The sequence below is a fragment of the Streptomyces sp. NPDC060031 genome, assembly GCF_042736805.1.
Lineage (GTDB): Bacteria > Actinomycetota > Actinomycetes > Streptomycetales > Streptomycetaceae > Streptomyces.
In genome coordinates, this window is record NZ_JBHWVM010000033.1 from 41529 (window position 1) to 55119 (window position 13591).

Here is a 13591-nt window from a genome sequence, read left to right on the forward strand (position 1 = left end):
GGGTTCCCGGTGCACCCCCGTACGGTGGTGGGGTGCACCGGTTTCTCCTGACCCCGCGCTGGTGGGGGATCAACGTCTTCGTCGCGCTCGGCGTTCCCTTCTGCCTGTTCATGGGGACCTGGCAGCTCGGCCGGTTCGAGGACCGCGTCGCCACCCACGAGGAAGTGACCGCCGCGCGGCCCGCCGACCAGGCGCCCGCGCCGCTGGATTCGCTGCTCCCGGTGGACAAGAAGACCTCCGGACGCCTCGCCTCCGCCTCCGGGGAGTACGCCGAGCAGCTGCTCGTCCCCGACCGGTCGCTCGACGGCACGTCCGGCTTCTACGTGCTGACCCTGCTCAGGACCGACTCCGGCAAGGCCGTCCCGGTGGTCCGGGGCTGGCTGCCGGGCACCGCGGACGCCGGCCGGGCGCCGGCCGCGCCCACCGGGCACGTCGAGGTGACGGGCGCGCTGCAGCCCTCGGAGAACTCCAGCACCAAGGGCGTGCGCGCGGAGGGCGGTCTGCCGGCCGGGCAGCTCGGCGTGATCGGCGCGGCCTCGCTCGTCAACCTCGTGCCGTACGAGCTGTACGACGCCTGGCTGACCGTGCAGACCCCCGCGGACGGGCTGACCGCGGTGCCCGCGCAGGCGCCGCCCAACACCGGGCTCGACCTCAAGGCCTTCCAGAACCTCGGCTACACCGGCGAGTGGTTCGTCTTCGCCGCCTTCGTGCTCTTCATGTGGTTCCGCCTCTACCGCCGCGAGGTGGAAACCCTGCGCGACGCGGAAGCGGGCCTGGCCGCGGCGTAGGCCGAGGCCCCGCTACGGCTTCGCCGGGGCGTCGACCGGGATCACTCCCGTGCGGTACACCGTGCCCCCGCAGGCGTCGGGGATCGTCGTCTGCGTGGTGGCCGCGCCGGGCAGCGTGGTGCTGGGCGTGTGCGACACCGCCACCCCCGTACCCGCCGGAGTCGTCGGTGGCGTCCCGCCCGTCCCGCCCGTCGACCCGGTGCCCGTGCCACCGCCCGCGCCACCGGCGCCGCCGGGATCCGCGCCCGAGGCCTCCAACGGAGCCTGCGCCACGCCGCCCTGCGGCTGCACGCCGACCGGGTCCGAGGTCGTCGCCGCGCAGCCCTGCGCCGGCGGCACGTACGCGAAGCGGACCTCGTACGCCGCGTTCGGCGCGAGCAGCATCAGCGGCGCCTCCTTCGACGGGTCGGGCAGCAGCCCCGCCGCCGGATCCCCCGCGGTGTGTTCGACGACGGCCACGCCGGTGCCGCCCTGGCCGGGCGCGGGCCCGCTCGCCGGGGCCGCGGTCACGCTGTCCGGGCCCAGGACCGTACAGCCGCGCGCCGAGACGTTGGTGACCTTGAAACTGCCATAGACCTTGCCGTCCGCCTCGCGGGGCCGCGCACTGGCCGACACCCCCAGCTGCTCGGCACTGCAGCCGGGCACGCCCGGGGCCGCCGGCGGGGGCAGCATCCCGGTGCCCGGGCCGACGATGCTCCCGCTCCCGGGGAACGCGCCGAGGCCCGAGGAGCCGGCGGTCGGCCCTGTGGCGGGGGCGCCGCTGGGCACCGGCGAGGGCAGGCCCGTGGTGCCGCCGGCGCCGCCGGGGTTCCTGCCCGAGCGCTCGGCGGCCCTCGGCTGGGCGCCGGAGCCGTTCTGGTGCGGGTCGGAGGATCCGGCGCTCTGGCCGCCCTGCAGCTCGCCGTGGCCGGCCATGGCCGGGTGGTCGGGGGCCCCGCCGTCCGCCGCGGTCAGGTGCAGGGCCGTCGGGATCGCGGCCCCGGCCAGCAGTACCGCCGCGGCCGCGCCGACGACGGCCCGGCGCTTGCGGATCCGGCGCACGGGGACCTCGTACCGCAGGCGGTCCAGCGCGCCCTCGGAGGGTTCGAGTCCCTCGACGGCTCCGTGCAGCAGGCTCCGCAGTGCCTGTTCCTCGATCGGCTTGTGGTCCTCGTTCATGACTGCGCAGCCTCCATCGCCACCCGCAGCGCGGCAATGCCCCGCGATCCGTACGCCTTCACCGAGCCGAGCGAGATGCCGAGCGTCTCGGCCACCTGGGCCTCCGTCATGTCCGCGAAGTAGCGCAGCACGAGCACCTCGCGCTGGCGCCGCTGGAGTCCGCGCATCGACTTGATGAGATCGTCCCGCTCCAGCTGGTCGTAGGCGCCCTCTTCCGCGCTCGCCATGTCCGGCATCGGCTTCGACAGCAGCTTCAGCCCGAGGATGCGGCGGCGCAGGGCGGAACGCGAGAGGTTCACGACGGTCTGGCGCAGGTACGCCAGGGTCTTGTCCCGGTCGCGGACCCGGTTGCGGGCGGAGTGCACGCGGATGAAGGCCTCCTGGACCACGTCCTCGCAGGAGGCGGTGTCGTCGAGGAGCAGCGCGGCGAGCCCGAGGAGCGAGCGGTAGTGGGCCTGGTAGGTCTCGGTGAGGTGGTCGACGGTGGTCCCCGCGACCACGTCGGTCAGCCCGGCCGGCCCGGTCACCTCGGCCGCCGGGACCGCCGGGACCACCGAGGTCTTCGCGGCCTTCGCGGCCGCTCCGGTGCCGCTCCGGGTGCCGTCCGCGCTATCGCGGGGCGCGGGCACGCGGCCGCCCCGGATCGGCACGGCGGACGGCGGGGCCGCGGTCGCGGTGGGGGCGGAGGTTGCCGGGCGGGCCGGCGGGACGGGAACGATCACCGGGAAGCCGTCGGAAAAGCGCGAACCCCGGCGCGCCGGATATCCCCCGGTGCGCACCGGTATGACTGCGAAGTCCAGCAATGCCTCTGCCACGCCTGTTGGACACGCGTCCCCCCGTCAGGGTTGTACGCGCGAGGCGGACTCACCCGCGATATCCCCAATGCCCTCATGCGTCAGTGCCGCTCTTCCCGGTTGCCCCGTCTTTCGAGGCGGCAGTCGGGCCATCACCTTGATCAAGGGATCAGTGACGATCCTACAAACTGAAAGTCGCAAACTCACCCGCGACCAGTTCCGCGATCCGGGTCGCGTTCAGCGCGGCGCCCTGGCGCAGATTGTCGGCGCAGACGAAGAACTCCAGGCCGCGCGGGTCGTCGAGCGAGGCCCGCACCCGCCCCACCCAGGCCGGATCCGTGCCCGCCGCGTCCGACGGGGTCGGAAACTCCCCCGCCGCCGGATCGTCCACCAGCACCACCCCGGGCGCGGCCTCCAGGACCTCCCGTGCGCGTGCGGCGCCGACCTCCGCCTCGAAGCGGGCCCGCACGGTCAGCGAGTGCCCCGTCAGCACCGGCACCTGTACGCAGGTCACCGCCACCGGGAGCCGGTCCAGCCCCAGGATCCGGCGGGTCTGCGCCCGTACGGCCAGCTCGTGCGAGGACCAGCCGTCCGCGCACAGCTCGCCGGACCACGGCACGACGTTCATCGCGAGCGGCGCCGCGAAGGGGCCGGTGTCCTCGCCGACGGCACGGCGTACGTCCCCGGGCAGCTCCCCCAGGGAGGTCCCGGCCACGAGCGACAGCTGACGGCGCAGCGCCTCGGAGCCGGCCCGGCCGGCGGCGCTCGCGGCCTGGTACGAGGAGACGGCCAGGTCGGCCAGCCCGTACTCGGCGTGCAGCGCGCCCAGCGAGGCGATCATCGCCGCGGTCACGCAGTCCGGCCCGGCGACGATCCCGCGCGGCAGCGTCCGTACGGCGTGCCCGTTGACCTCGGGCACCACCAGAGGCACCTCGGGGTCCTCGCGGAACGCCGACGACTGGTCCACGACGACGGCCCCGCGCGCGGTGACGACGGGCGCCCAGCGCGCCGAGACCTCGGCCGGGGTCACGAAGAGCACGACGTCGCCCGCACCGAGGCCGTCGAAGGCGTCCTCGGTGAGGGCGAGCACCTCGGTCTCGCGCGCCCGGACGGTCAGCGTCCGGCCGGCCGAGCGCGCGGAGGCGATCAGGCGTACCTCGCCCCAGACGTCCGCCCGCTGGGACAGGATCCGGAGCACGACGGAGCCGACAGCTCCGGTCGCCCCGACCACGGCGAGCGCCGGGCCGGAGGACCGGGTCGCGGTCATCGTCCGCTGCCTCCGTAGACGACGGCTTCGTCGCTGTCGGAGTCGAGGCCGAAGGCCGTGTGCACGGCGCGGACGGCCTCGTTCACGTCGTCCTGGCGGGTCACGACCGAGATGCGGATCTCCGAGGTGGAGATCAGCTCGATGTTGACGCCCGCGTCGGACATCGCCTGGAAGAAGGCGGCGGTGACGCCCGGGTTGGTCTTCATGCCCGCGCCGACCAGGGAGATCTTGCCGATCTGGTCGTCGTAGCGCAGGGACTCGAAGCCGATGCGGCCCTTCGCCTTCTCCAGGGCGTCGATGGCCTTGTGGCCCTCGGTCTTGGGGAGGGTGAAGGAGATGTCCGTCAGACCCGTGGAGGCCGCGGACACGTTCTGCACGATCATGTCGATGTTGATCTCGGCGTCGGCGACGGCGCGGAAGATCGCCGCGGCCTCACCCGGCTTGTCCGGGACGCCGACGACCGTGATCTTGGCTTCGGAGACGTCGTGAGCGACTCCGGAGATGATGGCGTGCTCCACCTGCTCGTCCCCTTGCGGATTCTCGTTGCTGACCCAGGTGCCCGGAAGTCCCGAGAAGGACGACCGGACGTGGATCGGGATGTTGTATCGGCGTGCGTACTCGACACAGCGGTGCAGCAGCACCTTGGAACCGGAGGCGGCGAGCTCCAGCATGTCCTCGGAGGAGATCCAGTCGATCTTCTTCGCCTTCTTCACGACGCGGGGGTCCGCGGTGAAGACGCCGTCGACGTCGGTGTAGATCTCGCAGACCTCGGCGTCCAGCGCCGCGGCCAGCGCGACGGCGGTCGTGTCCGAGCCGCCGCGGCCGAGGGTGGTGATGTCCTTGCTGTCCGCGGACACGCCCTGGAAGCCGGCGACGATGGCGATGTTGCCGCCGTCCAGCGCGGTGCGGATACGGCCCGGCGTGACATCGATGATGCGCGCTTTGTTGTGGACCGAGTCGGTGATGACGCCCGCCTGGCTACCGGTGAACGACTGGGCCTCGTGGCCCAGGTTTTTGATCGCCATGGCCAGCAGCGCCATGGAGATCCGCTCTCCGGCGGTCAGCAGCATGTCGAATTCGCGCCCGGCAGGCATCGGGGACACCTGCTCGGCGAGATCGATCAGCTCGTCCGTCGTGTCGCCCATCGCGGAAACCACGACGACCACCTGGTGGCCGTTCTTCTTGGCATCCACGATCCGCTTGGCGACGCGCTTGATGCCCTCGGCATCGGCTACGGAGGAGCCTCCGTACTTCTGCACGACAAGGCCCACGTGCGCTCCTCGCTCGGTCCGTCTCATTGCTGGTGCAGTCTAACGAGCGACCGCGATCCGGCCGCTCCATGCCACATCATGAGACGAACAGATCAAAGAACGGGTTCCCTGACCAGGCGATTTCCGGAAATCCGGTCATCGGAACGGCGGAATCTCACGGCCTGCCGAGGCCGCCGAGCTCCTGCGCCATCACCCGTCCGGCCTGCTCCGCGAGGTCCTCCTCGGCCAGGTCCTCGTCCGTGTCGAGGCCGTCGAGCGCCTCCAGCGGCTGGTCCAGGCGTACGTGCGCGACGAGTGACTGCAGGGCGCGCAGGGTCGCCGAGGCCGTCGGACCCCAGTTCGTGAAGTACGAGAACTGCCACCACCACAGCGCCTCGGTGATCCGGTCCGACTGGTAGTGGATGAGGCCGTGGCGCAGGTCGGCCACCACGTCGGCCAGGTCGTCGGAGATCCGGTGCGCGACCGGGGCCTTGCGCGGCTCGTAGGGGTCGAAGACCTCGGAGTAGACGTCGACCGGCTCCAGCATCAGCGCGAACCGCTCGCGCAGGTCGTCCACGTCCGGCTCCGGGCCGAGGTCGGGCTCGTAGCGCTCGTCCGGCAGGACGTCCTGGTACGCACCCAGCCGGCCGCCCGCCAGCAGCAGCTGGGAGACCTCCAGGAGGAGGAAGGGCACCGCGCTGTCCGGGTCCTCGCCCTTGGCCACCTCGGTGACCGCGACGATGAAGGACTCGATCTGGTCGGCGATCTGGACGGCGAAATCGTCCGGATCCTGGCCCAGGGCGTGCAGCGTTGCGTCAGACATCGAGAAGTCGCCTTCCTTCAAAGGCACGCCCGAGCGTGACCTCGTCCGCGTACTCCAGATCTCCCCCGACGGGGAGCCCGCTGGCCAGGCGGGTGACCTTCAGGCCCAGGGGCTTGATCATGCGAGCGAGGTACGTGGCGGTCGCCTCGCCCTCCAGGTTCGGGTCGGTGGCGAGGATCAGCTCGGTCACCTCGCCGTCCGCGAGACGCGCCAGCAGCTCGCGGATGCGCAGGTCGTCGGGGCCGACGCCCTCGATCGGGCTGATCGCGCCGCCCAGGACGTGGTACTTGCCCCGGAACTCTCGCGTCCGCTCGATCGCGACGACGTCCTTCGGCTCCTCCACCACGCAGATGACCGTGGTGTCGCGGCGCGGGTCACGGCAGATGCCGCACCGCTCCTCCTGCGCCACGTTCCCGCACACCGCACAGAACCGGACCTTGTCCTTGACCTCCAGCAGCGTGTGCGCGAGGCGGCGGACATCGGTGGGCTCGGCCTGCAGGATGTGGAAGGCGATCCGCTGCGCGCTCTTGGGCCCGACGCCGGGCAGCCTGCCCAGTTCGTCGATGAGGTCCTGGACCACGCCTTCGTACAACGGACTGCCTTCTTTCGTTACGTGTGCGGTCGGGTGCGGGAGAGGGGACGAGAGGGGACTAGAAGGGGAGGCCGGGAATGCCGCTGCCGCCGCCCAGACCCTGGGCGAGGGGGCCCAGCTTCTGCTGCTGGAGCGCCTGGGCGTTCTCGTTGGCCGCCTGGACCGCCGCCACCACCAGGTCGGCGAGGGTCTCGGTGTCGTCCGGGTCCACGGCCTTCGGGTCGATCACCAGGGCGCGCAGCTCACCGGAGCCGGTGACGGTCGCCTTGACCAGGCCGCCGCCCGCCTGACCCTCGACCTCGGCCAAGGCCAGCTCTTCCTGGGCCACGGCGAGGTCCTGCTGCATCTTCTGGGCCTGCTGGAGCAGCTGCTGCATGTTGGGCTGGCCACCACCGGGAATCACAGGTCACTCACTCCGTATGTCGGGACGCTTGGTCAATCCGAGCCTACGTGCTCCCCGGGCGCCGCGCCCTACGCCGTGAGGACCAACTCTTTCGAGTGAGAGATGAGGCGTGCGCGTACCTGATGGAGACCTCCTTGCGGGCGGAAATCCCGGGATTCGTCGCCCATCGATCGGCTTTCGAAGGTAGGAAGGGCATGCGCACCATTGCGCACACGCGCACCACCACACGTCAGCGCAGGCAGAGGGAGTGCCGGGTGAGTCAGCCGGACATGCAGCCCGAGGGGCCACCCCGGGATCCCGCAGAGGACGGCGACCTGACCGGCCGACCGTTCCCTCTCGGGGACTGGGGCGAGCCCGCCGAGCGGCTCGACGAGCTCTACCGCCGGGTCGAGGCCGATGCCCTGCGTACCGCCGAGTGGTACTTCTGCGACCGGGCGTGGAAGCGCCGGGGCGCGCGGCTGCTGCGCGCCGGGGCGGCGGCGGGTGCCGTCGTGGGCGCCGCGATGCCGCTGCTGGAGCTGACGGGCTCGGCGCCGGGCGCGGCCTCGTACGGCTACCTCTCGCTGCTCCTGGGTGCGGCCTGCCTGGCCTGCGACCGGTTCTTCGGCCTGACCTCGGGCTGGATGCGGGACGTGGCCACGGCCCAGGCGGTGCAGCGCCGACTGCAGACGCTCCAGTTCGACTGGGCCTCGGAGAACGTACGGGAGATCCTGGGCCCCACCGAGGGCACGGCGAGCGAGGCCGCGGAGCGCTGTCTGACGGTGCTGCGCCGGTTCTCGGAGGACGTGACGGAACTCGTCCGCTCCGAGACCGCGGAGTGGATGGTGGAGTTCAGCTCCGGCCCCGCGCCGCTGGTCATGCAGTCCCTGGGCGCCGGAGGCTCGCGCGCGGACGCGTACGTCCCTCCGGCCCGCTTCCCCCTCCCCCCGGGCACCCGCCCCAACATGCCCCGCCAGCGCCCGCCGGAGCAGCCGCGCTGATCGAGGAGAAGGGGCGGGGCGGGGGCCGGCTCAGCTAAAGATGATCATCGAGCCTTGTCCGAGGCTGCGCGTCGCCGCCGCGTGCAGCCCCAGCCATACGTGCCGCTCCCGCGCGAAGGGGCTGTCGTCGTACGGAATCGGCCCCGCGGGCTCCTCCAGCGACGTCGGCCGCCCCGGCGGCGCGGGCGCCGCCGGCGGGTTCCCGGGGTCTATCCCGATCGCCGGCGCGACGAACGCCAGCTCCCGCAGCAGCCCCTGCGCGGACCCCAGCGGCCCGCCCCCGGCCAGCAGCTCCTCGTTCGCCAGCGGGGCCGGGAAATCCACCGGGACGTACGCCCCCGCGTGGTCGTAGTGCCACACCAGGTGCGACTGCTGCGCCGTCGGCTCGAACATCTCCAGCAGCTGTTCGTAGTCCCCGCCCAGCTCGTCCACGGGCGTCACCGGCAGCCCGCAGATCTGCAGCAGGTACGCCCGCCGCAGGAAGTGCAGGGCGTCGTAGTCGAAGCCGGCGACCGGGGCGACGTCCCCGCTCAGGCCCGGCATGTACGCGAACACCGGCACGGACGGCAGCCCGGCCTCGTTCAGCGCCTTGTCGTACGAGGCGATCTCTTCCGCGAAGGGGTTGTCGGGGCTGTGGCACAGCACGTCGACAAGGGGGACCAGCCACAGGTCACAGGCCACTCGGCCTCCGATCAGTCGTTGCCGCCGATCGGGCCAGCGTAGTGCGCCGGACACCCTCCGCGAAGGGGTGCGCAAAACCTACCGGGGCCCGACCCGCCAGACCAGGCAGTCGGCGGCCTGCTCCGGCTCCTGGCCCAGCAGCTCCGTGATCGTCGTGCGCAGCTCCTCGGCGTGCTTGTGGCGCTGCGGCAGGACCAGTACGCCCGCCTTCCAGGACTCGAGGTCCCGGCGGGCCTGCTCCCGCATCTCCTCGGTGACCACCGGCGGCGCGGCGCCCCAGCCGACGTCGCTGAGCACGTTGGACAGCATCCGCGGCACGGCGCCGTAGATGCCGATGCGGTCCGGTCCCCACGGGCCGTTGAAGTAGCCGCCGGCCAGCTTGAAACCGAAGCCGGTGCTGCTCTGCCAGTGCAGCGCGTCGGCCACCGCCGGGTCCGGCAGCGGCACCGCTACGAGGGACCGGCCGTCCTTGACGTAGTCCTCGTACAGGCCCTGCGTGATGAAGGCCGGCACGGGTTCGCGGTCCTTGACCACCAGCGGCAGCGGCAGGATCGGGACGAGCGCGGCGCCCACCGCCATGTAACCGAGGACCCGGTGCTCGCGGGCGCCGAAGCCGGTGAACCGGTCGAGCGCCAGGGCGATCAGCAGGGCGAAGACGGGCGCGCAGATGATCGCGACGCGGCTCTCGATGACCGACTCCAGCAGCGGCAGGTGCCGCATGAGCGCCCACGGCCCCGGGACGGTGATCCCGAGGCTCTGGATCTCGACCTCGGGGCCGAGGGAGAGCACGGCCGCGACGGCCGCGGTGATGCCCAGCGCGCGGACGACCGGCCGGCGCCACATCCACACGGTGATCGCGGCGGCCAGGGCCAGCAGCGTCCACCCGTAGAAGGCGTTCTGCTCGGTGATGTTGATCGCGAGCTTGCCGGCGTTCTCCGGGTCGCCGAACAGCGAGCCCCCCGAGTACTCGCTCAGCGCGCGCAGCGGGTTGCCCGCTTCGTCGCCGTGCAGCACCGAGTGGTAGCTCTGGGAGCCGAAGAACTGCCAGTACAGCGGGTAGGCCACCAGCGGCACCGAAACGGCCGCGGCGATGGCGAGGCCCCTGGCCAGCGGCCGGGCGGCCCTGCGGGCGCCCTCGCGGTCGTGGCAGGCGTACCCGAGGGCGAAGATCAGCATGCCCATGGCGGCCAGCAGGAAGGGCTCCTCGCCCAGCAGGACCTGGTACGCGGAGAACAGGCCCAGGAGCACACCGTCGCGGACGATGTTCTTGCCCTCGCACAGGCGCAGCGCCCGGTCGATGATGACCGGGATCATGAAGAGCACGACGAAGTTCGGGTGGGCGTTGGCGTGCGAGATCATCGGCGGCGCGAAGGCGGCGAGGGCGCCGCCCACCGCGGCCGCCACGCGGCTCTCGGTCAGCCGGCGGTGGATCAGCCAGTACCAGGCCCAGGCCGTCCCGGCGATGCCGAGGGTGAAGACCAGCGCCAGGGTGAAGGTCGGGCCGAGGAGCAGCGTGAGCGGGGTCAGCGGCACCGACAGTCCGAGCATCACCGTGTTGCCCATCAGATTCACGCCGTCGGGCATGTTCTGGAAGTCGGTGAAGAGCGGATTGCGCAGGTGGGCGATGTTGTCGGCGGTGACGCCGAAGAACCACTCCCACTGGTTCTGGTCCTGGAGCGAATTCGCGAGGATCGACCCGTCGAGGCCGCCCCACAGCCCCTGGTAGAGGTAGAGCGAGGCCAGCAGGTACAGCGCGGCGACGGCGATGCCGGCGGCGTTCAGCCGCATCAGCTCGCCGAGCGTGCGCAGGTAGTCCAGGGGCCGGACCTTCGAACCGTCCTGGTGCGCCCAGCGGACCGGAACCTCGGCCACTGGCCACCCCTTGCGTCGGAAGTACTGGAGGATCTCCACGTCGATGGCCCAGCCGTCGAGCCTGGAGGCACCGAAGGCGGCGCGGGCCTGGTCGCCGTCGAACAGTTTGAAACCGCACTGCGTGTCGCGGATCCCGGGGACGGCCACCAGGCGGATGACCCGGTTGCCGACCCGGCCGAGGACCTCGCGCAGCATGCTCTGGTGGCGCTCGATGGCGGAGTCGCGGTGGGCGCGGGAGCCGATGGCGGCGTCGAGGTGCTCGTCGCCGGCCAGGCACTGCTCCAGCTTGGCGAGCTCCTCCATCGGAGTCGCCAGGTCGGCGTCCATGACCAGGACGCGCCGGCCCGCGGAGGCCGCCACACCGAGGCGCAGGGCGTTGCCCTTGCCGCGGTTCCGCTCGGAACGGATGAGCCGGATCCTGGGGTCGTCGGCCGCCTTCAGGACGACGTCGGCGGTCGCGTCCGGGGAGCCGTCGTCCACGACGACGATCTCCCAGTCGGCGGGGCCGGTCCCGACGTGCTGCTCCAGGTACTCCCGGACGGCGTCGAGAGTCGGAGCGAGCCGCTCCTCCTCAGCGTAGGCCGGGATCACGACGGACAGGCCGACGGACCCGGGCGCGGCGACGGACCCGGGCGCGGCCCCGGGCGCGGCCCCGGGCGCGGCCCCGGGCGCAGGGTCGGCCCCGGGTGCAAGGGGGGCGAGCAAACTGCTCTTCTTGGTCTTCAACCCGTCCAACCCGTTCAAGCCGTTCGCCTCGTCTACAGAGCGGCAGCCCAGTCCAGGCCATGCTGATTGTAGGCGTGCACCAGGCGGCGCACCTCGTCCGCGTCCGCGAGGGTGATCGCGTCCACGAGTTCGCTGTGCCCGTTCCAGAGCGCGGAACGCATCTGCTGCGGCGCTCGTTGCAGGTGCGGTACGGCGAAGACCCAGGTCTGCACCCGCAGCCGGTGCAGGAACTCGGTGATGTAGGTGTTGCCGACCAGCTCGCTCAGCTCCCGCCAGAAGCGCAGGTCGTAGCCGATCAGCACCTCGAGCGAGCCCTTCTGCGCTGCTCGCCGCGCCTCGTCCGCCCGCCGGCGCACCGACACCAGCCGCTCACCGTGGCCCGGGACGGTGCCGCGCTCGACGAGCCGGCGGAAGATCCCGTCCACGACCAGGGTCCGGGCCTCGATCATGGCCCGGTAGTCCTCGACGGAGTAGACGTGGACCCGGAAGCCCCGGTGCTGGACCGAGTCCAGCAGGCCCTGCGCCGAGAGGTCCACGAGCGCCTCCCGTACGGGCGTGGCGGAGACCTCGTACTGCTCGGCGATCTGCTTGACGGTGAACTCGGTCCCCGGCGGCAGACGTCCGGCGAGCACTTCGTCACGCAGCGCGTCCGCGATCTGCTGCCGAAGTGTGTTGCGCGTGACAGCGCCGCTGCCTGGCATAGGGGTCCGTCTCCTCCATAGATCTTCGGACACCATAGGCCAGGCAGCGAGGCCGAAACCGAACGTTTTGTGGCCGGTATGCGGATTTACCGCCCGTTATGTGGACGCTATGCGCCCGAGGTGTGACGGTCCGCGACCGTCAGCGCCTCGTCGAGGAGGGCCAGACCCTCCTTGGCCTCGGCCTCCGTGATGGTGCACGGGGGCACGACGTGGGTGCGGTTCATGTTGACGAAGGGCCACAGCCCCGAGGCCTTGCAGGCCGCGGCGAACTCGGCCATCGGCGCGTTGTCGGCGCCGGCCGCGTTGTAGGGCACGAGCGGCTCGCGCGTCTCCTTGTCCCGTACGAGCTCCAGCGCCCAGAAGGCACCCAGGCCCCGGACCTCCCCGACCGAGGGGTGGCGCTCCGCGAGCTCGGCGAGGGCCGGGCCGATCACGTTCTCGCCGAGGTGGGCGGCGTGCTCGACCACGCCCTCCTCCTCCATCGCGTTGATCGTCGCCACGGCGGCGGCACAGGCCAGCGGGTGCCCGGAGTACGTCAGTCCGCCCGGGTACGGGCGCGTGGCGAAGGTCTCGGCGATCTCGGCGGAGATCGCGACGCCGCCGAGCGGGACGTAGCCGCTGTTGACGCCCTTGGCGAAGGTGATCAGGTCGGGGGTGACGTCCCAGTGGTCGGCGGCGAACCACTTGCCGGTCCGGCCGAAGCCCGACATGACCTCGTCGAGGATGAAGACGATGCCGTGGCGGTCGCAGAGCTCGCGCACCCCGGCGAGGTAGCCGGCGGGCGGGGTCATGATCCCGGCGGTGCCGGGCACCGACTCCAGGATGATCGCCGCGATGGTGGCCGGCCCCTCGAAGGCGATGGTGTCGGCGAGGTGGGCGAGGGCGCGGGCGCACTCCTCGGCCTCGGTGGTGGCGTGGAAGGCCGAGCGGTAGAGGTAGGGGCCCCAGAAGTGCACGACGCCGGCGGCGGCCGTGTCCGAGGGCCAGCGGCGCGGGTCGCCGGTCAGGTTGATCGCGGCGGCGGTGGCCCCGTGGTACGAGCGGTAGGTGGAGAGCACCTTCTGACGGCCGGTGTGCAGCCGGGCCATGCGGACGGCGTTCTCGACGGCCTCGGCGCCGCCGTTGGTGAAGAAGATCTTGTCGAGGTCGCCCGGGGTGCGCTCGGCGATGAGGCGTGCGGCCTCGGAACGCGGTTCCACGGCGAAGCCGGGGGCCAGGGTGCAGAGCCGGGCGGCCTGCTCCTGGATCGCGGCGACGACCTTGGGGTGCTGGTGGCCGATGTTGGTGTTGACCAGCTGGGAGGCGAAGTCGAGGTAGCGGTTGCCGTCGTAGTCCCAGAAGTACGAGCCCTCGGCCCCGGCGACGGCGAGCGGGTCGATCAGGGCCTGAGCGGACCAGGAGTGGAAGACGTGTGCGCGGTCGGCGGTCTTGACGGCGGCACCGGAGGTGACATGAGGGGTCATAAGGCCACGCTAGAAGTGCGCAGGTGGGGAGGGACATCGGCGGACTGTATGGGGGTGGGGGGCGGGTCTCGGCAGTCTGTCTGCGCCGCGGGG

At 72.0% G+C, this 13591-nt stretch carries 13 protein-coding genes; 2 read left to right on the top strand and 11 right to left on the bottom strand.

The window, feature by feature from the left end:
* The first annotated feature begins 32 nt into the window (after nucleotides 1–32).
* A complete protein-coding gene (locus tag ACFWB8_RS17100) occupies nucleotides 33–788 on the top strand; it encodes an SURF1 family protein (protein ID WP_385226802.1) in 756 nt (251 codons plus the stop codon).
* Between the two features lie 12 nt (nucleotides 789–800).
* On the opposite strand, the gene ACFWB8_RS17105 is transcribed toward ACFWB8_RS17100, so the two are convergent.
* The 7 genes from ACFWB8_RS17105 to ACFWB8_RS17135 form a co-directional block, all read right to left on the bottom strand.
* Complete coding sequence (locus ACFWB8_RS17105; RefSeq protein ID WP_385226804.1) at nucleotides 801–1946, bottom strand: hypothetical protein; 1146 nt, start codon at nucleotides 1944–1946, stop codon at nucleotides 801–803.
* The gene (locus ACFWB8_RS17110; protein WP_385226874.1) at nucleotides 1943–2725 is read right to left on the bottom strand and encodes a SigE family RNA polymerase sigma factor; all 783 of its coding nucleotides are present in this window, start codon (nucleotides 2723–2725) and stop codon (nucleotides 1943–1945) included. The genes ACFWB8_RS17105 and ACFWB8_RS17110 overlap by 4 nt, the downstream gene beginning before the upstream one ends.
* A gap of 196 nt (nucleotides 2726–2921) precedes the next feature.
* Nucleotides 2922–4007, bottom strand: coding sequence for an aspartate-semialdehyde dehydrogenase (locus ACFWB8_RS17115; protein WP_385226806.1), 1086 nt, complete (start codon nucleotides 4005–4007; stop codon nucleotides 2922–2924).
* Nucleotides 4004–5278: an aspartate kinase gene (locus ACFWB8_RS17120; RefSeq protein WP_365923570.1), complete on the bottom strand. Its 1275-nt coding sequence runs from the start codon at nucleotides 5276–5278 to the stop codon at nucleotides 4004–4006. The genes ACFWB8_RS17115 and ACFWB8_RS17120 overlap by 4 nt, the downstream gene beginning before the upstream one ends.
* Nucleotides 5279–5432: 154 nt before the next feature.
* On the bottom strand, nucleotides 5433–6080 hold the full coding sequence (locus ACFWB8_RS17125) for a DUF5063 domain-containing protein (RefSeq protein WP_385226809.1): 648 nt from the start codon (nucleotides 6078–6080) through the stop codon (nucleotides 5433–5435).
* Complete coding sequence (gene recR, locus ACFWB8_RS17130) at nucleotides 6073–6672, bottom strand: recombination mediator RecR (protein WP_385226811.1); 600 nt, start codon at nucleotides 6670–6672, stop codon at nucleotides 6073–6075. The genes ACFWB8_RS17125 and recR overlap by 8 nt, the downstream gene beginning before the upstream one ends.
* Nucleotides 6673–6730: 58 nt before the next feature.
* Complete coding sequence (locus ACFWB8_RS17135) at nucleotides 6731–7075, bottom strand: YbaB/EbfC family nucleoid-associated protein (protein WP_385226813.1); 345 nt, start codon at nucleotides 7073–7075, stop codon at nucleotides 6731–6733.
* Between the two features lie 254 nt (nucleotides 7076–7329).
* On the opposite strand from ACFWB8_RS17135, the gene ACFWB8_RS17140 reads away from it, so the two are divergent.
* Nucleotides 7330–8055 carry an SLATT domain-containing protein gene (locus ACFWB8_RS17140; RefSeq protein WP_385226815.1) on the top strand — a complete coding sequence of 242 codons (726 nt, stop codon included), beginning with the start codon at nucleotides 7330–7332 and terminating at the stop codon, nucleotides 8053–8055.
* Between the two features lie 30 nt (nucleotides 8056–8085).
* On the opposite strand, the gene ACFWB8_RS17145 is transcribed toward ACFWB8_RS17140, so the two are convergent.
* The 4 genes from ACFWB8_RS17145 to ACFWB8_RS17160 form a co-directional block, all read right to left on the bottom strand.
* Nucleotides 8086–8736 (bottom strand): hypothetical protein, encoded by a 651-nt coding sequence (locus ACFWB8_RS17145; protein ID WP_385226817.1) that lies wholly within the window; start codon nucleotides 8734–8736, stop codon nucleotides 8086–8088.
* Nucleotides 8737–8814: 78 nt separating this feature from the next.
* Nucleotides 8815–11313 carry a dolichyl-phosphate beta-glucosyltransferase gene (locus ACFWB8_RS17150; protein ID WP_385226819.1) on the bottom strand — a complete coding sequence of 833 codons (2499 nt, stop codon included), beginning with the start codon at nucleotides 11311–11313 and terminating at the stop codon, nucleotides 8815–8817.
* Between the two features lie 53 nt (nucleotides 11314–11366).
* Nucleotides 11367–12035 (bottom strand): GntR family transcriptional regulator, encoded by a 669-nt coding sequence (locus ACFWB8_RS17155; protein WP_385226821.1) that lies wholly within the window; start codon nucleotides 12033–12035, stop codon nucleotides 11367–11369.
* Nucleotides 12036–12142: 107 nt separating this feature from the next.
* Nucleotides 12143–13498: an aspartate aminotransferase family protein gene (locus ACFWB8_RS17160; RefSeq protein ID WP_385226823.1), complete on the bottom strand. Its 1356-nt coding sequence runs from the start codon at nucleotides 13496–13498 to the stop codon at nucleotides 12143–12145.
* Between the last annotated feature and the right edge of the window lie 93 nt (nucleotides 13499–13591).

What these genes read in the sequence shown, in the direction of transcription:
- ACFWB8_RS17125 (WP_385226809.1), bottom strand. Translation starts at nt 6,080, where the DNA reads ATGTCTGACGCAACGCTGCACGCCCTGGGCCAGGATCCGGACGATTTC.
- ACFWB8_RS17115 (WP_385226806.1), bottom strand. Translation starts at nt 4,007, where the DNA reads ATGACCGCGACCCGGTCCTCCGGCCCGGCGCTCGCCGTGGTCGGGGCG.
- ACFWB8_RS17155 (WP_385226821.1), bottom strand. Translation starts at nt 12,035, where the DNA reads ATGCCAGGCAGCGGCGCTGTCACGCGCAACACACTTCGGCAGCAGATC.
- ACFWB8_RS17105 (WP_385226804.1), bottom strand. Translation starts at nt 1,946, where the DNA reads ATGAACGAGGACCACAAGCCGATCGAGGAACAGGCACTGCGGAGCCTG.
- ACFWB8_RS17160 (WP_385226823.1), bottom strand. Translation starts at nt 13,498, where the DNA reads ATGACCCCTCATGTCACCTCCGGTGCCGCCGTCAAGACCGCCGACCGC.